Genomic DNA, 18,057 nt, shown 5'->3' on the forward strand with positions numbered 1-18,057 from the left:
ACTCCACCCCCTCCCGGACCCCCTCCTCCGGATCATGTTCGCGAGCACTCCCCAACGTCTTGTATTGTTTGCGGCGGAGGATTCGCCTAGTGGCCTAGGGCGCACGCTTGGAAAGCGTGTTGGGGGCAACCCCTCACGAGTTCGAATCTCGTATCCTCCGCACTCGCCCAGCAGGGCAGACGAGGGCCCCGACCGGATTCCGGTCGGGGCCCTCGTCGTTGCGTGGTCTCAGTTTTGGTCTCAGTTGGCCTCTCGCCGAGCGAAGCGGGGTCCTGCCGACGTCAGCAGGACCCTCGGGGCCCCGGAAGGCTGCTCCAGCTCGTTTCCGACAAGGGGGATACCGCCGGATGATCGGCGCCCAGCTCAACGTCACAGAGGCCCATCGCCACCTCCGCCACGGCAGGGCCAGGTAGAACTGGCGAGAACGGACTGTCTTCCGGCAAGCACCTGCAGGAACCCCAGGTGCGGCGCTACCGTCCCAACAGCATCTCCGACACTGGGAGGGCAGGATGCTCGATCAGGCGTTGATCGCCCTGGCCGCAGCCGGCGGCACCGCGGTGGTAACAGCGGCAGGAACGGATGCGTGGGCCGGGTTGCGGCGGGCGGTGGCGCACTGGTTCAGCAGAGGCGACGCCCTGCGCGAGCACGCGGAACTGGAACGCCTGGACCAGACCGCGACCGCTCTGCAACCCACTGACCCGGCCGAAGCCGAGCGGGCCCGGATCCGCCAGGAGGCGTCCTGGCAGGTCCGCATCGAGGCCATGCTGGAAAGCCTGGACGACGCCGAGCGCGACCAGGCCGCCGATCAGATGCGGAGCCTGCTCGCGCAGCATGTCCCGCAAGGCAGCGTGAGCGCCGGGCCCGGGACGGTCACCGTCTCCGACGGCGGGGTGGCCGTTGACGGGGACCTCTCAGTCACGGCCAGTGGCGCTGGCGCGATCGCGGTGGGCGGCAGCGTCACCGGATCCGTCGCCAGCAACGCTCCGCCCACGGACCCCAAGGGCGGGGCTTCCGCCTCCCCTCCCATGCCGGGCCCGCAAGCGAGCTGAGCGGTCCCCCGGACGGCACCTCCAGCTCAGTGCGTGCGGCGGCCAGTGGCGCGGCGTCGACGGCTGTTGGTCGCGACTTCCACCAGCAGACACACCACCATTACTACGTGGGAGTGCCTGCCGGCCCCGTGGTGAGCGGTGTCCCCGACGGGCCCGGCGGTGGCGCACTTCGTGCCGATGGTGTCGATGCCTCGTGGGACCAGGGCCGGGACGCGATGCCGCTGGAGGTGGGTGACGCGCTGGCACGCGCAGTCCGCAGGCAGTGGCAGGAGGCCGCGCGGCAACGGAAGTTGCAGCAGGAGATCCCCGTCCGGTGGCACCGTACCCGACGCCCGGTCGCTGGTGAGGGAGTGGTGTGGGGAGACCCAGATCGGCCGCGTCTGGTCCGGTCAGTGCCAAACGTTGCCGCGCTCGGTGACGGTGCGGTGCGTGAGGGCGGAATCCCCGAACTTCTCTCCGTCTACGGCGGGGTGGCCTCCGGCCGCGTCGTCGTGCTTGGCGCACCGGGAGCCGGTAAGTCCGACGCGGCGCTCCTGACAGTGTTGCGTGCCCTGGACCACCGCGACACGCTGCGCGAGGGCACCCGGCGTGCCCAGTGTCCTGTGCCCGTACTGCTGAGCATCGTCGGGTGGGACGGTCGCGGGCTCGATGACTGGCTCGCCGCCCGGCTTGCCGACGACTACCGCGTCGGGCGGAAGCAAGCCGAGGAGCTGATCGAGGGCGGGTGGATCTCGCTGTTCCTCGACAGCTTCGACGAGATGGCGGGCGATCTACGCCATGCCGCTCTCCGGGAGATCGACCGCGCCGCCTACCGCGTGGTGATCTTCTCCCGCCCCGACGAATTCGAAGCTGCCGTCGCCGACGGACATCTGCTCGGGGCCGTCGCCCTGGAGCTCTCCCCGGTACCCACGGCCGACGCCGTCGCCTTTCTCCGGACCATGCCGGGACTCGCCCCCTGGCAACGGCTGATTACGCATCTGGAGAACGAGCCGGACAGCACGCTCTCTCAAACCCTCAGCACGCCGCTGATCCTGACACTGTTGCGCGACGCCTTCCCCCCACGCCGCATCACCGACCTGGACGACATGCTCGCCGGGCGATTCGTGTCCCGGCACGAGGTCGAGGAATACCTGCTCGGTCGGCTGGTGAAGATCCGCTACCGGCCTGAATCGTCGGCGTCCCGGCCGGCGTATGAGCCGCGGAAGGCCGAGCGGTGGCTGGGCTACGTGGCCAGCCGGATGAACAAGCAGGAGACCTACGATCACGGTCGGCCAGCCAGCGGGAGGACGTACAGTCTCAATTGGCGGCGGCTGCACTACTGGGCGTCACCCTGGCCCCGCATCGCCGTAACCGCCCTCACGGGTGCGCTCCTCGGCGCGTCCGGCTGCGTGCTGGCGTACGGTCCCGGCAGGCACATTGCGTGGGATGACTTCCGCGGCACCGAGTTCGGGGCGGTCTATGGAAGCATTGTGGGTATCTCGTTCGGAGCGGGGGCAGGGGCCCTCGCCGAACTCCGCGACCCGGTGCCGCGCTGGCGCAAACGACTGCACGTCCAAGACGCCCCGCACCGACGACGTTTCCACCCAGCGACCGGCATCCTGGTCGCGATTGCGGTCACGGTCATGGCCATCCCCGACATCACCAATCCGGTCAGCTGGACCGTCGCGATTGCCGCCGGGCTCTTGACCGGCGCCCTGGCCGGCTTCGCCGCAACGCGCATCCCCGCGGCACCGGGATGGACCGGATGGTCCCGGTGGAGGGGCCTGCACTCCTGGCCGGTCCTTGCCCCCGCGGGCTTAGCAGGCACCTGCGTCGCCCTCTCCTTCTGGCAGGACAACGGCACACCTGACCGGGCCCTGCCTGTCGGGATCGTGTCGATGCTCACCGTAGGCATCGTGGGCGTGGTGGTCGTGGCCGCACGCCCCGCATCCCTCGCGGACCCAGTGACCGATCCGTACACATCGTGGCGGCAGGACCGCAACTTCGCCCTCGTAACGGGCACAATCTTCGGCTTCTGTATCAGCCTGGCCTTAGGAGTGAACCAGGTGATCGGAGCCACCAGCGAAGGTGCGGCGGCAGACGGCCCCGACTGGGGCACCTTCCCTTTCATCGTGATCGGCTTCGGCCTGCCGTTCGCCTATGCAGGCGGGCTGGCAATCTCCGATCACTGGCGGACCAGCCTGCTCTTCCTCCAACTGCGGCTGCGCGGCGACTTCCCGCTGCTGGGCATGCGCTTCCTCAAGGACGCCTACGACCACCGCATCTTCCGCGCGGAAGGCGCCAGCTACCAGTTCCGCCACGCCCTGCTACAGGACAAACTCGCCCGCGACCAGGAACACGCGCCACCCCTGTGAAGTACCGCAAGAGGAGCCCCGTAATGCGATCGGCGGTGGAGGCCCTCAGGCGCCGCCACCCGCCGCAGGGGCGGTACCGCTGTGGCGAAAGAGGGGGCCTCGACCGGCAGTCGAGCCCCCTTGATGGCTTTACTGGGAAGATCGCGGCCCCCACAGCAGGCCGCCGACCCTGTCGGCCGTGTCCTGCAGGACCCGTCCGGTCCGGTGCTGGTACCGCCGCCGCATACGTGCAGACTTGCCGGGCTCCCAGCCCGTGATCGCGTCGACGACGACGTCCGGACGCCGAGGATCAGCAGGTCCGCTCCTGCGGTGTGGCGTGCGTCGTGGAGGCGGCCGTCGCGGATCCCTGCCGCCTTCAGCAGGTCCTTCCACTTGTGGTGGTCGGTGTTGGGGTTCAGGGGCTCGCCGGTCGGCGAGATGAAGACGTACCCCTTCTCCACCCACAAGTCCCGCGCGATCCTGCGCTCGCGGCCCTGCTCCTCCTTGTGCTCCCGGAGCAGCTTCATCAGCTCCTCCGGGACGCCGATGGGCCGCTTTCCGGCCCGGGACTTGGTGTCCTTGGTCTCGCGCCGGGTGTTGATCTTCTGCGGGCAGTAGCCGGGCCTGCGCCCAAAGCGGTTACCGCAGCCATGCTTGTACCTCGGCCGCAGCCGGCCACGGCTGACCCTGATCACACCGGCCTCCCAGTCGATGTCCGTCCACTGGAGGCCGAGGACCTCGCCTTGGCGGAGGCCGAGGGCAAGGGCGATGACCCAGCGAGCGGTGTTGCGGTGCCGCTCGGCCTCCAGCAGGATCCGCTGCACCTCCTCGACCGAGTAGGGCTCGACCTCCTCCTCTTCGAGGCGGGGCGCCTTGGCGACGGTGGCGGGGTTGATGGTGATGTGGCGGCGTCGCACAGCTTCGTTCAGCGCGGCCCGGACGGTCCGGTGCGCCTGGTGGCCGGTACCGGCCGAACTCCCGTTGCTCTGCATCTTCTTGTAGAAGCGTTCCAGGTGCTCCGGCTCCAGCTTCGCCAGCCGGTGGGCACCGACGCCGGGTATGTATGAGGTGGTGGTAGACCGCGACGCGGTAGCCGTCAATGGTGTTCTCGGAGACGTGCAGGGCGGCGATGTTCTCGACCCAGTGAGTGAGCCAGGTCTTCACCGTCCAGGTCTGACCGGCCTTGTGCACGTTGCCAGAGTCGCGCAGCCGCTCCAGTTCGCGGACCGCCTTGGTGACCTCGGCGCGGGTTTTGCGGCTGACATGGCGCCGGTCAGGGGTGCCGTCGTCCCTGACGCCGACGGTGACACGGCCGTGCCAACGGCCGTCCTTGCCAAGGTAGATGGAGGACGCACCGTTGGGCTGGCGAGAGTTCTGGGGCTTTCGGGGCTGTGCCATGTGTTCCCCCGTCAGGCCGCGGTGCCGAAGTCGGCGGCCTTCGGGCCCCGATCTTCGGGCTGTATGCGCCTGGCGAGGAACTCGCTGACCGCTTCGGCGGGGATGCGGCGCAGGCTGCCGATCTTTACGGAGGCGATCTCTCCGGTGGCGACGTACTCGTACATCGGCCCGAACTCGTCCATGCAGAAGATGACTTCGGGCTCGCCTCCTTCGGGTATGACCTCGCCGTCGGCGATCGCGTAGAGGTGCTCGACGCGGGCTTTCTTGGCCGCGTAGTCGGGGTCGCGTGAGGTCTTCCAGGTTTTCACGCGTTGAAACGAGACGCCCTCCTGGCGGAGGAGGGCCCGCAGGCCCTCGTGGCTGATGTCGTCGACCACCCCCTCGGCGACCAGGAAGTCGGCTAGTTTGGCCAGGCTCCAGGTCGAAAACGGCAGGCTGTGCTCGGCCGGCCTGGACTTGGCGATCTTCTTGATCTCCCGGCGTTCGGGGAGGGTGAAAGTTCTCGGCCGGCCGCCCTTGTACTTCGGGTAGAGCGCCTCGAAGCCGTCCGCGTTGAAGTTGTGGAGTACATCCCGGACCCGGTCCGGGCTGGTGAACGTCACCTCGGGGATCTTCGCCACGGGCATGCCCTGCGCGGACAACAGAACCACCTGGGCTCGCCGCCAGGTCACCACCGAACCGGTGCCCCGGCGGATGATCCGCAGCAATCGCCTGCCCTCATCGTCATCAATCTCCCGGACCCGCACGCGTTCGGCCACGTGATCATTCTCGCGACCCGGTGTCGCCCGGCACAGCAACCGGGCGACACGTCACAGAGCCAGCGTTGCCTGACGCGTCACTCGGCGCGGGTCCGCTCCTCGAGGCGGCTGCCCTGCGGCAGGGTGACGCTCAAGATGTCTCCTGACGCGTCCAATTCAATGCGGTGCCAGCGCCCGCGCGGCACGATGACCGCCTTTCCGGCCGCCAGCTCGACCTCCTCCTGCTCCCCACCCGCCTGCAGGGGCCGGAAGCAAAGGCGTATCCGGCCGGTGAGGCAGGAGACGACCTCGTCAGCGTAGGGATGGATTTCCCAGTGGTCGGCGTGGAGGTCGGCGTCGGTAGCGACGTGGAACGCCATCACCTGCCAGCCGTCCCGCTCGGGGTCGAAGGTCGGCGGTTCGGCGCGCACCTGGCCGTCGGGGCGAAGGTGCAGAAAGGACTCGAAGAGATCGATCGTGGTGATGGTCATGTCGGTGTCTCCTTCCCTCGGTGAACATTTGTCCCTGGTCCGCGGCCGTCTCCTTTAGGCCAGGGCACGGCGCAGGACTGCGGCGAGCTCGTCGATCTGCCGTCGGGACACCTCGGCGGATACGGCCGCCTGTGACCCGTGGAAGGTGCCGGCCCACTGGTGCAGGTCGACGGATACGTCCGCCTGCAGCAGCCGCAGCGCGTAGTCGATGGCCTCGTCGCGGTTCGGGTCGAACTGCGCGGTGGCGATGTGGGCGGCTGGCAGGCCGGACAGGTCGGTGGCCCGCGCCGGGGCGGCGTTCGGCGAGATGGACGCCGCGTCCGGATTCGGGCCCAGGTAGTGCCGCCACGATGTGGCGACCTTCTCGCGCGTCATGAACGGAGTTGCGGTGAAGTGCCGCGCGGACCACGTCTGCTGACGGTCGTCCAGCGCGGGCTGGTTGAGCAGTTGGAAGCGAATCGGCGGCCCCTGCCGGTCGCGTGCCCGCAGTGCGGCGGCGGCCGCGAGGGTCGCGCCGGCGCCGTGGCCGCCGATGGCGATCCGCGCCGGGTCGATGCCGAGTTCACAGGCGTGCCCCGCCGTCCAAAGCAGCGCGGCGTAGGTGTCGTCCAGGGCGGCGGGATAGGGGTGCTCGGGGGCCCGGCGGTAACCCACCGAGATCACCACGGCGCCGGATCCGTGGGCGACCCGGACGGCCCAGGGGTGTTCGGTGTCCAGATCGCCCATGACGAATCCGCCGCCGTGTAGCCAGAGGATCGCGCCGCGGGCCTCGCGAGGGCGGTAGATCCGCACCGGCACCTGCGGGTCGGCGTCCGCTGTGCGCTCTTCGATCTCCAAGCCGGTGGTATCGGCGGCGGGCGCGGTGGCGGCCAGCCGGGCCAAGCTGTCGCGCGCGGCGACAGGATCGCTCAGGTCAGCCTGGGGGAACGCCGGAGTGGCGGCTTCCAACTCGGGATCCAGGCCGGTCAGCTGCGTACTCGCCACTGCATCGAGATCGTCGGCCAATCGGTTACGGCTGTCGATCGGCTGGTTCATGGCGACCCTCCCTGAAGAAGCTGAACCACGAGGAAGTGAACATCGTTCACGGTGAACAATGTTCACGGTGAACGGCGTTCACGCTAGGGATAGGGTGAACCCCTGTCAAGCCGAGGGCGATCACCGAGCGCCCGGTGCCGTCCGCGAGAAGAAGGGATCGTGCGCATGCTGCTGCGCCGGGCCAACGTCGTAACCGGGGCCCTCGACCTCCTCGATGCCGAGGGACTCGGCGGCCTGACAATGCGCAAGCTCGGCGTCGCGCTCGACGTCCAAGCCGGCGCGCTCTACCGTCACTTCCCCAACAAGGAGGCGCTGCTGGACGCGATGGCCGACCAACTGCTGGAGGGGGTCGGCGCGCCGCTGCCGTCCGACCTGCCCTGGGCCGATCAGCTGGAACTTCTCGGTGAGCGGATGCACACGGCACTGCTGAGCCGCCGCGACGGCGCCCGGATGGTCTCGGGAACGTTCGCCCCTGGACGGCACACGATGATCGCGAGCCGTCGCGCGGCGCAGGTGCTCGCCGAGGCCGGGTTCCCGCCGAATCGCGCCTGGGAGATCACCTTCGCGGTCTTCTACTTCGTCCTCGGCCACACCATCGAGGAACAAGCCCAGTCCCGCATGCCGGCTGGTGACGACTGGACGGCACGCCTGGAGGCCGCCGGGCTGGACACCCACGACCCGCTCGCAATGGGACTGAAGACACTGGCCGCCGCCGACCCCGGCAGGCGGTTCTCCTACGGCCTGCGCGTCTTCCTCTCAGGGGTCCGGCAGCACGCGCCCGCGGACGCAGCTGACCCGCACGAGGCAGAGACCACCCGCGATTCCTGATCTCTTCACCAACAGGGCAAAGGTTCCCAGATGCGGCACTAGCTGCCCAACACGCCGCTGCACGACCGTGGCTCCGCTGCGGTCGTGCAGCGGGAGGCTGCACGTGGCTCGGTGAATCCCCCTTGCTGGAATCCGGTTGGCAGGGGCTGCAGTCTTGCCCTGGTTCCACTAGGGCGTGTTGTGAAAGTGCTGTCACAGCCACTCCTTGATGGCTGCGACCAGCACGGTCACTTCGTAGCGGACGGCGAGTTTCTCGTACCTCGTGACCACGGCCCGGCGGCGCTTGAGCCGGTTGATCCCGCACTCGACCGCACGCCGCTGCTTGTGGGCCAGGAGAGCAAGTTCAGTCAGGTTCAGCATGGGACTCCCGCCGCAGTCGAGCGATCTTGCGGCGGGCACTATAGGTCATTCGGTGCAAATCATGTTTCGCAACTGGTCATGCAGACGGCGGGCCCGCATGGACTCCACGCATCTTCTTCGCCGTCCTCCACATCTCGCCACGCTGCCGGGGCGGGCTCTCGGCGAAACTCGAGCGAGAACAGCAGGCTCAGGGAGCCCAGCATCGAGGCCGACCCTCGTACAGGACGTTGGCTGAGTCTCCTTGCGCCGCACTCGGGGGCCCAGACTGCGTTAGGGACCTACACGAAACCCTGCCTCTCAGGGCCCGATCCCGGTTCGTCGTCCCCGCGGCTTCACCTGGTTGCAGCCGGCTTCGCGGGACGGTACGTGCGCCCAGCCAATGCAGCGCCTCGGAGAGGTGGAGATAGTCATCCTCACGGCCTCTCACTAGGAATGTTTGATCAAATGCCCCGTGTCTCCACTTGGGTCCGCCTGATGCCGCTCGGCGAGCATGCGGGCGAGCAGGCAGTCATGCCATCGACACGCCCGCCCCACAGCGGGCACTTACGACAGTCGAGGCAGCAGAGACGAAAGAAAGTGACCACCCTCAGGCAAGCTCTGCCACATTTCGATCAGCCAGCCTCGCAGTCAGCCCACATCTGTGATGCTGCACGACAGGAAACAGACGGGCTCAGGCCAGTTGCGCTCTCTATGCAACCGGGGGGATTCCATCCATGCACACCGAAACCATCACGGTCACGCCTGACATCTGCATCAACTGGATGAAGAACAGGGTCTGCAACCGCGTGCCATTGCGTAGTTACAACGTCGAGAAGTTCCGGGAGATCCTGCAGACCGGACAATTCCGAACGACCCATCAAGGCTTCGCACTAGACCTGCACGGTTGCCTTATCGACGGGCAGCATCGAGCACAGGCCATCATCGACACGGGAATCTCCGTGACCGCGCAGGTCACATACGACCTCGCCCCGGATGCCTTCGCCGCCATCGACGGGGGCCGCGTGCGGACTGCCGGCGACCACGTCGCCCAAGCGACCGGCATGGCCCAGAACAGCGCCAACTATTTCGGTGCGGCGTTGAAGATCCTACGCAATCGAGCCGAGGGCCTGCACTGGACCCGTTGGTCCACGGGCAAAATCACGGCTGACGAGATTCCCGCCCTCATGGCATCCTGGCCCATCCCGGAATCCTTGATCAACTACATGCTCGTGAAGGGGCGCCAGTGCCATGCCAGCGGCACGGGACTGCTCATCAGCCATCAGATCATCCTGGAAAAGTGGCCCAAGGACGTCGCTGATCTCTTCTTCAGGGGCATCGGTGACGCAAGTCGCGAGTACGTCGGCAAGGACCCCCGGGCCGTTTACACGAACACCATGCTCAACGTGAATAAGGGCGTCATCAGTAGGGACAGCGTCCAACAGTCAGCGCAAGCGATCAAGGCCTTCAACGCACTCGTCGCAGGTGAGACCATCGGTACCCTGAAGAAGATGAAAATGGGCGGCGTCAAGGTCGTGCGCAACCGCGAAACCGGCGAGGAGATGGAGCAGCAGTACCTCGCAGATCGCTACCCGGGGGTCATCGACGTACAGACCATCAGCCAGACATGGCTGCACGTCACGGATCATTCGTAGCGCGTCGTCGGCACGGTGTTGCAGGCGGTGGCCGTAAAGACGGTGCGGACGATCAACGATGCGTCGTTCCCGAAGGACGGGAATCTCCCGTTCCTCAGCCGCGCCCCGGCGAGCACGAATTCTTCTACGGCGCCCGTCTGCCGGCGACCGGGCGCACGGCATCGGGGGCATCCGGCTGGCCTTCGGCCAGGTCTCCGTCGGCGACCACGCCCACAACAGCGCCTGACAGTGCAGGAGACCCTCACCAAGCAGGGCAAGGACACAGTGCGGGCACAATGGCTCTCGTGGCGGCCGCAACCGTGGAGCTGCGCGGTCCGCTGCTGCACCGCGACTACTGCTTCGAATGCATCGCCGCAGAGACAGGGCAGCCCCTACAGCAGTTACAGCCCAGACGGCGGCAAGTAGGACCTGCGGTTCCAGTTCTGGTTGCATTCACTGCCGTCCGAGCCCGTCCGGACGGCACCATCTAAGCCATTCCGTTGCAGGTCACTACGCCCCGGCTGGACTACGAACATTTGGCAAGCGTGTTGGGGGCAACAACCCCTCACGAGTTCGAATCTCGTATCCTCCGCCAGTGCCTCACCGGGCACAACGTCGAAGGGCCCCACCGCTTGCGGTGGGGCCCTTCGCGGTTCTCCGTCTCCGTTCTCGTCTCCGTTCTCGTCTCCGTTCTCGTCTCCGTTCTCGTCTCAGTTGGCTTCACGCGGCGCCCGGAGCGCGTCTCCGATCCGCCCGCGCGACCTCCCGGAGCATCGGCCCGTGAAGTGCATGCCTGCGACCGAGCGCGCGTCCGCGCCGCTCTCCGGGGCTCCTTCAGCGATCTCTACGAGGCGCTTCGGGGTCTGTAGAACCTGCGCCGGGGCGGGAGCGAAGTCTGCCGTGTTCACTACAACCTTCCCGCGTTGCGGCGGGTCTGGCTCGTCGTCGAGCCTCGCTCCGGCCTGTACGAACGCCACCCGCGCAGAACTCTCCCCGCAAAGGATCGCTCACCGATGCCTGCACGCCGCCTGCTGCGTACCGCGGCCGCCGCCGCACTGACTCTCGCCGCCGCCCTGGTCCCTGCGCACGGCGCCGGGGCCGCCGGCACGGAACCCCACTGGGAGGTCTCCCTCTCCGGAGACAGCCCCGTCGAGTCCCTGTTGTCGGTCTCCTCCGTCAAAGGCGACCTGGCCTGGGCGGTCGGCAGGAAGGCCCAGCACGGCGTCATCATGCGCTGGGACGGGAAGAAGTGGCGCGCGGACACCGCACCGGGGCTTCCCCGCGTCGGGGAGTGGTCGTCGGTCAGCGCGGTGTCCGCCAACGACGTCTGGGCTTACGGCTCAACGGGCAGCGGCCAGGCGCTCGTGCACTACAACGGCAAGCGCTGGACCCGCGTTCCCACCACTGGCCCCTTCGACGACTCCTGGCCCGAGGTCCCGATCAAGGCCGCCCCGGGGCGGCTCTTCAAGGGCGGCAAGTCCCTGTACACGTATGCCAACGGCGTATGGAAGACCTTCGCGCTGCCGCGGCTCGTCGACATCCGGGACATCGACGCGCTGTCTGCGGATGATGCCTATGCAACCGGCATGCAGTACCCGGTGGACGGCGGCCACCCGGTGACCTACCACTGGGACGGGACCACCTGGACGCTGATGGGCACACCCCCGGTGCGGGCCGGCACGGAAGCCGACAAGATCACCGTGGCATCCCGGGGCAGCGTCTACGTGGCCGGGTGGGCCCATGGCTCCCACGGCGGCCCGCCCGTCCCGAGCGTCGCGCACTGGAACGGCACCGCCTGGAAGGACGTCACCGGATCGCTCGCCCACCTCTGGCTCACGGCGATCGACTCCGACGGCCACGGCGGCCTGTGGGTCAGCGGCACCGACCGGACCGACCCGGCCACGGCCGCTCCGGTCTTCTGGCATTACGACGGCACCACCTGGACCAAGATGCCCGGAGCATCGGCACCGGACGGCGACAACCAGTCGCCGCGTTACGCCTTTTATGACCTGGAACCGATCGGCAGCACCGGTGCTTACTGGGCCGTGGGCGACTACTCCCTGCCCATGACAGCGGAGAGCGAGACACCGATCAACGGCCTGATCGAGCGGTCCACGCCGCACCCCCGACGGCGACCCGCCGCTGACCGGGAGGCGGACCGCGGGACGTACGGTGCGGTGCGGCAGTCAGCAATTGCTGCCGACATTCCTAGAATTCCTGGAGTGGGCTGCCGGTAGATGCCGGTAGCCGCCGGTAAACCGTCGAACGGGCTTTCCGGGGGTTCCCGTTCGACGGTTGTCCTTCCTCATCCGGAGGCGGGGAAACCGGCCGGGCCGGGCCAGGCCGGGCCGGGTATTTTCCAGGAGGGCGCGTGCGCGGGGATGCTTCCTGGGAGGAGGGAATGTCCTGGGGGACGGGGAGTTAGGGCGCCGGCGTATGTGTCCTGAGGCTTGTGGCCTGTGACTTGTGGCCTGTGACTTGTGGCTTGTGGCTTGTGGCTTGTGTGGGGCTTGCCATTTGGGGCTGGGCTGAGCGGCTGGGCGCGAACTGGGGCGATGCGGCACGGCAGTTGGGTGGCCGGACGTCTTTGCTGCGACGCGACAGGGGCGCGGACGGTTGCGTGCGTGGGACGTCGGGGGCGGCGGCACGTACGCGGGCGCATCGTTCACTCACGTGGGGTAGTTCGGTCGCCGGAGGGGATCTTTTTTCCATCTTCCGTTTTGTGGATGGCGGATACAGGGAGCAGGTTTTCTTGTGAACTCGCTGTATTCCACTGGACGGTGAGTGTGATTCAGGCCACAGAGGTAGTGATCGGGCCGGTGCTAGGTTCCGTTGTCAGCAAGTCCGTATTGCTGGTGGCAAAAAAACGGAGGTTTGCAATGGCAGAGCAGTCCGAGCAGACACCCACGGAATACATTCCGCCGATGCTCGTCGAGGTCGGCGAGTTCACCGAGGACACGTTGGGCAACTGGCACGGCACGTCGCCCGACTGGTTCTTCAACTACTACTGGTAAATCATCCGCCAGAAGTAACTGACCGACGGGGGAACCGGGCCTGCCTGTGCGGAGCCCGGTCTCCTTCTCCATTCATGAGGGCTCTGGCCCGCCGCGGCGTCGAGGCACCGGGTACTTCCCGCCGGCGCGCGCTTCGGCCAGGGAGCCGGCGGGGGGATGGCGAAGTTGAGTGCTGGGTTTGTGGTCCTGCCGGACACCGCCGACGGCGCGGAGATCCGGGCGCTCGTGCCGTTCGCGCATGCCCGAGTGATCGCGCACGCCTCCGGGCGGCCGTGGCTGGTCGGCGAGTGGTCCCACGAACAGGTGAGGGTGGCCGAGGCGGGCCCGGTACGGCTGGCCGTACTCGGCACGTGCCCGGTCACCGACGACGGGCTGGCGCGGATTGCCGCCCGTATCTCCCGGCTGTCCGAGGTGGACCGGGCCGTTCCCGCGCTGCTGGGGTCCTGCCACATCGTGGCATCGGTGGACGGACACGTCCGCTTCCAGGGCAGCGCCTCCGGGCTGCGTCGCGTCTTCCACGCCCGGGTGAACGGGGTGCGGGTCGCCGCGGACCGGTCCGATGTGCTCGCGGCGATGACCGGTGCCGGGGTGGACGAGGAAACGCTGGCGCTGCACGTCGCCTGCGGCTTGCAGGTGCCTTTTCCGGCCAACGCGCGCAGTGCGTGGTCGGGCATCAGCACGCTCGCCCCGGAGAACTGTCTGCTGTGGGACGGCGACCGGGACCGGGAAGCGGTGTGGTGGCGTCCGCCCGAGCCGGACCGGTCGCTGAGGGACGGGACGGCGGGGGTGCGCGAGGCCCTGACCGCCGTATTGGACCGAAGGGCGCCCCATGACGGCCGGTTGAGTGCGGATCTGTCCGGCGGGCTGGATTCGACCTCGCTGTGTTTTCTGGCGGCCCGGCACACCCCGGAGCTGCTGACCTTCCGTTGGGGCGAGGCCGACGCGGGCAACGACGACGCGGTCTACGCCGGGCAGGCGTCGCGGCTGCTCGACCGTGCCGAGCACCTCGTCGTGCCGCAGCACGAACTCCCCGACATCTTCGCCGACCCGGCTCTCGCGGTGTCCGCCGAGGAGCCCCTCTCGCTGACGCGTGCGACGGCCCGGATCCGCCGGGGCGCCCGGCTGCTCGCGGACCGCGGCTCCCGCCGGCATCTGGCCGGCCACGGCGGCGACGAGCTGTTCTCCCCGATGCCGTCCTATCTGCACCAGTTGATGCGCCGTCATCCGGTGACGGCGCTGAAGCACGTACGGGCGCACTGCGCGTTGAAGCGCTGGCCGCTGAAGGCGACGCTCGCCGAGCTCGCGCAGCCGGGGAGTCTCCCCGCGTGGTGGCGGGAGCAGGCCGGGCTGCTGACCGCGCCCCGGCCGCCGCTGCGGCGCCCGGCGCTGGGCTGGGGCCTGGGGCCCGTACGGGCAGCGCCATGGATGACCCCCGAGGGCGTCGAGCTGGCGCGGGAGGCACTGCGCCGGGCCGCCGAGCGTGCGCGGCCCCTCGCCGAGGACCTCGCCACCCACACCATGGTGCTCATGATCCGTTCGAACACGGCCAGTTACCGGTTGCTGGCGCGGCTGTACGCCGAATCCGGTGTGGAGCTGGACATGCCGTATCTGGACGACGCCGTCCTCGACGCCGTGCTCCGGGTACCGGCGCACGAGCACGCCGGACCGTGGCGGTACAAGCCCCTGCTGGCCGATGCGATGCAGGGCATCGTGCCGGACGGGATCCGGGCGCGGTCCACCAAGGGTGAGTTCGGCGAGGACATCAGAAGGGGGCTGCGCCGCAACCTGCCCGCCATCCTGGACCTCTTCGCCGATTCCGAGCTGGCGGCCCGCGGCCTGATCGACACCGACGCGCTCCGGCTGCGGCTGGGCCGGCCGCAGGCGGACAACACCACCGCCCAGGCGCTGGAGAGCCTGCTCGGCTGCGAGACCTGGCTGCGCACCACTTCCGGCCCCGGCACCACCCCCCGTCCCGGCACCGGGACCGTCCCCTCGGAGGTCTGATCCGTATGCGGCTCCATCCCGACGTCTCCATGACGGACACCGACGACGGCACGGTGCTGCTGCATCAGCGCACCGGCCGCTACTGGCAGCTCAACGTCACCGGCAGCCGCGTACTGCACCGCCTGCTGGACGGGGACACCCCCGAGAGCGTCGCCGACGGCCTCGCCGCCGCGCACGGCATCGACCCGCGGCGGGCGCGGCAGGACGTCGGCGCCGTGATCGAGCAACTGCGCACCGCCGAGCTGACGGTGGCCTCATGAGCCAGTCCATGGCACTGGACCAGCGGGCCCGGCTCCCGCTGTCGCGCCGCCTGCTGCCGCTGCTGGCCGTCGGCGCCGCCCGGCCGCTCGCCCGCCTCAAGCCCGCCCGGCTGCGCGTCGTGCTCGAATTCGCCCGCCGCGGTGCGGCACCGGCCGGTGCCGGGCAGGCGCAGCGGGCGCGCGACCAGGTCGTTTCGGTGAGCCTGCGCTGTGCGGGGCAGAACTGTCTGCAGCGCTCGCTCGCCACCGCGCTGCTGTGCCGGGCCCGCGGGGTGTGGCCGACGTGGTGCACCGGCGTCCGCACCCACCCCTTCGCCGCCCACGCCTGGGTCGAGGCCGACGGCCGGCCGATCGGCGAGCCGCACCCCGAGGGCTATTACAAGCCGCTGCTGACCGTCCCGCCCCGCACCGGAGCCGGCGCCGGGGACCGCTGAGCGCCGGCGGCCGCCGATGCCGTCGGCGGCCGCCCGGACGTACCCGTTCCGTCCGCAATCCTCGATCGAAGGGCTGATCCCGTGCACCCTCTCCCCCGGCAGGAAGTGGCCGCCCGATGACCACCGTGGACACCGACGGAGCGCCCCGGCCCGCGGCCGGTGCCCTCCGCCTCGTCGAGAGCCGCACCACCCGTCCCACGACCGTGGACTTCGCGGAGTATGTGCGGGCGATGTCCGTCCACTGCCCGTATCTGGCCCCCTCCGTGGAACACGGCCTGACGGGGTGGACGGTGTACGAGGCGGCCGGCGAAGCTCCGGAGGTCGAGGCGGAGGTGTTCCACGCCGGGGTGCGGGCCGCGGAGTGGGTCCGGACCCAGATGAACGGGCCCCGCGGCGCGCTGGTCTGCGAGAACATCGCGGTCGTCGGCGCCGGCCGGGAGGTGTTGGCGTGGCCGCACTGGGCCCTGAAGAACCTCTACGGGCCCGTCGGCGTGATGTTCGGCAAGTTCCCGGTGGGCGATCAGGTCACCGACCACCGCGGCCGCCTCGTCCCGGAGCCGCCGGTCTCCTTCCTGGCCGTACGGGTCGCCGTACGCGCCCGCGATCCGCTGTTCCTGAGCCGGACGCCGGACCTCGCCGCCCTCGTGGCCGAGGCGTCGGACGACGGCCGGGACGTCTTCGCGGAGGTCTCGCGCGAGTGGAAGGACGTGAAGCTGTGGGCACAACGCCGGCTGCCGCGGGGGTGAATCCCGTCGGCGGGCTCAGAGCGACGACCCGTCAGCAGTAGGCATCACGAGAGCCGGCACCCCGGGGCGGCGTCGCCCCCCGCCGTCCTCAGCGTCCGGCGGCGGCCGGTGGGGGTACCGACTCGCCCTCCTCCTCGTGTTCGACGGCTTCGTCCACCGCCTCGGGGGGCATCGCGAGGTGCACGGCGGTGTAGTGGATGACGAGGCTGAAGACGATCACGATGACCAGGTCCCACCAGGCGGGGAGGGCGCGGGTGCCGCCGTAGCGGCCGAAGCGGCCGATGAGGACCATGCCGCCCAGCCAGGGCCAGACCCAGGCGGCCGATCGTCCGCGCAGGCCGCTGCGTTCGGCCGCCGGGATGACGCGGCGGTTGACCGCGAAGACGGCGAAGCCGAGCAGGGCGGCGGTCCCGAGTTTCCAGTCCGCCTCGTAACCGGACCAGTAGAAGATCAAGTTGGCGAAGACGAATCCTGCGGGGGCCATGGCCGTCCCGCGGGGCAGCCGGTAGGGGCGGTTGCGGCCGCCGTCGCGCAGGCGCAGGGCGTGCAGGGACACCGGCGCGAACGCGTACATGATGGCCGCTGCCGAGGTGACCAGGCCGACCAGGGCCTGCCAGCTGGGGAACGGCAGGAAGGCGAGCTCGCCGACCACGAAAGCGAGGAGGGTCGAGACGACGGGCACGCGGCTGCGGCCGACCTGGGAGAGGGGTCGGGGCAGCACCCGCTCGCGTCCCATGGCGTACGAGAGACGGGCGGCACCGGCCATGTAGACCAGGCCGGTGCCGGCCGGGGAGATCACGGCGTCCACGTAGAGGATGGTCGCCAGCCAGCCGGCCCCGACGGCGGTGGCGAGGGTGGCGTAGGGGCCGAAGTTGCCCTTGCCCACCGGGTTGTCCCAGCTGTGGGTGAGGGCGGCGGGGTCCAGGGCGGCGATGAAGGCGACCTGCAGCAGGAGGTAGAGCGCGGTGCCGATCGCCATGGCCACGATCACCGCCCGGGAGACGTCGCGCTGTGGATTGCGCGCCTCACCGGCCAGCTGAATGGCCTGCTCGAAGCCCAGCAGCGCGAACACCACTCCGGCGGGCAGCGCCGCGAAGACGCCGTGCGCCCCGTGCGGTGCGAAGCCGCCGCCCGCGGTGAAGTTCGATCCGTGGAAGGCCAGCGCCATCAGCACCGCCACGGTCAGCAGCGGTACCGCCGTCTTCACCACGGCGGTGACCGAGTTGATCCCGGACAGCAGCCGTACGCCGAGGACGTTGATGAGGGTGAAGAGCAGCATGAAGACGGTCCCGATGACCAGGCCCGCGGCGGTGAGGGTGCCGTTCGGGTGCAGCAGGTGCACCCGGTCGCGGACCCAGCCGATGCGGTCCAGGTACGAGAGGGTGGCCTCGACCTCGATCGGCGCGATCAGGACCGATCGCAGCCAGGACATCCAGCCCGCCGTGAAGCCCACCAGGGGGCCGAAGGCGAAGAACGGGAAACGGGCGGTGCCTCCCGCAATCGGGTAGGTGGCGCCCAGCTCCGCGTGGGCCAGCGCGAGCACGGCGAGCATCGCCGAGGCGAGCACCCAGGAGATCAACGAGGCCGGGCCGGCGATGACGGCGGTGGTGAGGGCGCCCAGCAGCCAGCCGGACCCGATGATCGATCCCAGGGAGATGAACATCAGCCCCCAGAACCCGACCGCCCGGCGCAGGTGGCGGGTTCCAGCGGCGCCGGCACTCCCGGCCGCGGCCGGCCTCGTCACGCGCGCTCCTGGTT

General features: G+C 69.3%; 14 protein-coding genes, 1 tRNA gene and 3 pseudogenes. 11 read left to right on the forward strand and 7 right to left on the reverse strand.

Annotated elements, in window-relative coordinates:
• Positions 1-75 precede the first annotated feature (75 nt).
• The 3 genes from EST54_RS20655 (at position 76) to EST54_RS20665 (ending at position 3,403) form a co-directional block, all read left to right on the forward strand.
• Positions 76-160 (forward strand) — tRNA-Ser (locus EST54_RS20655).
• Between the two features lie 349 nt (positions 161-509).
• Positions 510-1,049 (forward strand): hypothetical protein, encoded by a 540-nt coding sequence (locus EST54_RS20660; protein ID WP_129249124.1) that lies wholly within the window; start codon positions 510-512, stop codon positions 1,047-1,049.
• Between the two features lie 392 nt (positions 1,050-1,441).
• Positions 1,442-3,403 (forward strand): NACHT domain-containing protein, encoded by a 1,962-nt coding sequence (locus EST54_RS20665; RefSeq protein ID WP_129249125.1) that lies wholly within the window; start codon positions 1,442-1,444, stop codon positions 3,401-3,403.
• Between the two features lie 129 nt (positions 3,404-3,532).
• On the opposite strand, the pseudogene EST54_RS20670 reads toward EST54_RS20665, so the two are convergent.
• The 5 genes and pseudogenes from EST54_RS20670 to EST54_RS20685 all read right to left on the reverse strand — a co-directional run bounded on the left by EST54_RS20670 (position 3,533) and on the right by EST54_RS20685 (position 6,968).
• Positions 3,533-4,780, reverse strand: a pseudogene (locus tag EST54_RS20670) (tyrosine-type recombinase/integrase).
• A gap of 11 nt (positions 4,781-4,791) precedes the next feature.
• Positions 4,792-4,944: pseudogene (locus EST54_RS36255) on the reverse strand (helix-turn-helix domain-containing protein); the annotation flags it as partial.
• Positions 4,942-5,538 (reverse strand): annotated as a pseudogene (locus tag EST54_RS20675) (helix-turn-helix domain-containing protein); the annotation flags it as partial. The pseudogenes EST54_RS36255 and EST54_RS20675, both read right to left, overlap by 3 nt.
• A gap of 77 nt (positions 5,539-5,615) precedes the next feature.
• The gene (locus tag EST54_RS20680) at positions 5,616-6,008 is read right to left on the reverse strand and encodes a cupin domain-containing protein (RefSeq protein WP_129249126.1); all 393 of its coding nucleotides are present in this window, start codon (positions 6,006-6,008) and stop codon (positions 5,616-5,618) included.
• A gap of 54 nt (positions 6,009-6,062) precedes the next feature.
• On the reverse strand, positions 6,063-6,968 hold the full coding sequence (locus EST54_RS20685) for an alpha/beta hydrolase (protein WP_174857482.1): 906 nt from the start codon (positions 6,966-6,968) through the stop codon (positions 6,063-6,065).
• A gap of 240 nt (positions 6,969-7,208) precedes the next feature.
• Between EST54_RS20685 and EST54_RS20690 the strand changes: the two genes are divergently transcribed.
• Positions 7,209-7,871 carry a TetR/AcrR family transcriptional regulator C-terminal domain-containing protein gene (locus EST54_RS20690; protein WP_239013333.1) on the forward strand — a complete coding sequence of 221 codons (663 nt, stop codon included), beginning with the start codon at positions 7,209-7,211 and terminating at the stop codon, positions 7,869-7,871.
• 192 nt (positions 7,872-8,063) lie between these two features.
• Here the strand turns inward: EST54_RS20690 and EST54_RS20695 are convergent, their stop codons facing one another.
• On the reverse strand, positions 8,064-8,231 hold the full coding sequence (locus tag EST54_RS20695) for a hypothetical protein (protein ID WP_239013165.1): 168 nt from the start codon (positions 8,229-8,231) through the stop codon (positions 8,064-8,066).
• Between the two features lie 713 nt (positions 8,232-8,944).
• Between EST54_RS20695 and EST54_RS20700 the strand changes: the two genes are divergently transcribed.
• The 7 genes from EST54_RS20700 to EST54_RS20735 all read left to right on the forward strand — a co-directional run bounded on the left by EST54_RS20700 (position 8,945) and on the right by EST54_RS20735 (position 16,299).
• The gene (locus tag EST54_RS20700; RefSeq protein ID WP_129249129.1) at positions 8,945-9,862 is read left to right on the forward strand and encodes a hypothetical protein; all 918 of its coding nucleotides are present in this window, start codon (positions 8,945-8,947) and stop codon (positions 9,860-9,862) included.
• Positions 9,863-10,854: 992 nt separating this feature from the next.
• Complete coding sequence (locus EST54_RS20710) at positions 10,855-12,078, forward strand: hypothetical protein (RefSeq protein ID WP_239013166.1); 1,224 nt, start codon at positions 10,855-10,857, stop codon at positions 12,076-12,078.
• A 642-nt stretch (positions 12,079-12,720) separates the two neighbouring features.
• Positions 12,721-12,855, forward strand: a complete 135-nt coding sequence (locus EST54_RS20715) for a lasso RiPP family leader peptide-containing protein (RefSeq protein ID WP_129249131.1) — start codon at positions 12,721-12,723, stop codon at positions 12,853-12,855.
• 180 nt (positions 12,856-13,035) lie between these two features.
• A complete protein-coding gene (locus EST54_RS20720) occupies positions 13,036-14,859 on the forward strand; it encodes a lasso peptide isopeptide bond-forming cyclase (protein ID WP_129249152.1) in 1,824 nt (607 codons plus the stop codon).
• A 5-nt stretch (positions 14,860-14,864) separates the two neighbouring features.
• Positions 14,865-15,119 (forward strand): lasso peptide biosynthesis PqqD family chaperone, encoded by a 255-nt coding sequence (locus tag EST54_RS20725; protein WP_129249132.1) that lies wholly within the window; start codon positions 14,865-14,867, stop codon positions 15,117-15,119.
• Positions 15,116-15,553 carry a lasso peptide biosynthesis B2 protein gene (locus EST54_RS20730; RefSeq protein WP_167511582.1) on the forward strand — a complete coding sequence of 146 codons (438 nt, stop codon included), beginning with the start codon at positions 15,116-15,118 and terminating at the stop codon, positions 15,551-15,553. The genes EST54_RS20725 and EST54_RS20730 overlap by 4 nt, the downstream gene beginning before the upstream one ends.
• Positions 15,554-15,669: 116 nt before the next feature.
• Positions 15,670-16,299, forward strand: a complete 630-nt coding sequence (locus EST54_RS20735; protein WP_129249133.1) for a hypothetical protein — start codon at positions 15,670-15,672, stop codon at positions 16,297-16,299.
• 88 nt (positions 16,300-16,387) lie between these two features.
• Here EST54_RS20735 and EST54_RS20740 read toward each other — a convergent pair whose 3' ends face one another.
• A complete protein-coding gene (locus EST54_RS20740; protein WP_129249134.1) occupies positions 16,388-18,043 on the reverse strand; it encodes an APC family permease in 1,656 nt (551 codons plus the stop codon).
• Between the last annotated feature and the right edge of the window lie 14 nt (positions 18,044-18,057).

Origin of the sequence: Streptomyces sioyaensis (assembly GCF_004122735.1) — a bacterium.
GTDB classification, from domain to species: domain Bacteria; phylum Actinomycetota; class Actinomycetes; order Streptomycetales; family Streptomycetaceae; genus Streptomyces; species Streptomyces sioyaensis.

What these genes read in the sequence shown, in the direction of transcription:
- EST54_RS20660 (WP_129249124.1), top strand. Translation starts at nt 510, where the DNA reads ATGCTCGATCAGGCGTTGATCGCCCTGGCCGCAGCCGGCGGCACCGCG.
- EST54_RS20680 (WP_129249126.1), bottom strand. Translation starts at nt 6,008, where the DNA reads ATGACCATCACCACGATCGATCTCTTCGAGTCCTTTCTGCACCTTCGC.
- EST54_RS20690 (WP_239013333.1), top strand. Translation starts at nt 7,209, where the DNA reads ATGCTGCTGCGCCGGGCCAACGTCGTAACCGGGGCCCTCGACCTCCTC.
- EST54_RS20695 (WP_239013165.1), bottom strand. Translation starts at nt 8,231, where the DNA reads ATGCTGAACCTGACTGAACTTGCTCTCCTGGCCCACAAGCAGCGGCGT.
- EST54_RS20700 (WP_129249129.1), top strand. Translation starts at nt 8,945, where the DNA reads ATGCACACCGAAACCATCACGGTCACGCCTGACATCTGCATCAACTGG.
- EST54_RS20710 (WP_239013166.1), top strand. Translation starts at nt 10,855, where the DNA reads ATGCCTGCACGCCGCCTGCTGCGTACCGCGGCCGCCGCCGCACTGACT.
- EST54_RS20715 (WP_129249131.1), top strand. Translation starts at nt 12,721, where the DNA reads ATGGCAGAGCAGTCCGAGCAGACACCCACGGAATACATTCCGCCGATG.
- EST54_RS20725 (WP_129249132.1), top strand. Translation starts at nt 14,865, where the DNA reads ATGCGGCTCCATCCCGACGTCTCCATGACGGACACCGACGACGGCACG.
- EST54_RS20730 (WP_167511582.1), top strand. Translation starts at nt 15,116, where the DNA reads ATGAGCCAGTCCATGGCACTGGACCAGCGGGCCCGGCTCCCGCTGTCG.
- EST54_RS20735 (WP_129249133.1), top strand. Translation starts at nt 15,670, where the DNA reads ATGACCACCGTGGACACCGACGGAGCGCCCCGGCCCGCGGCCGGTGCC.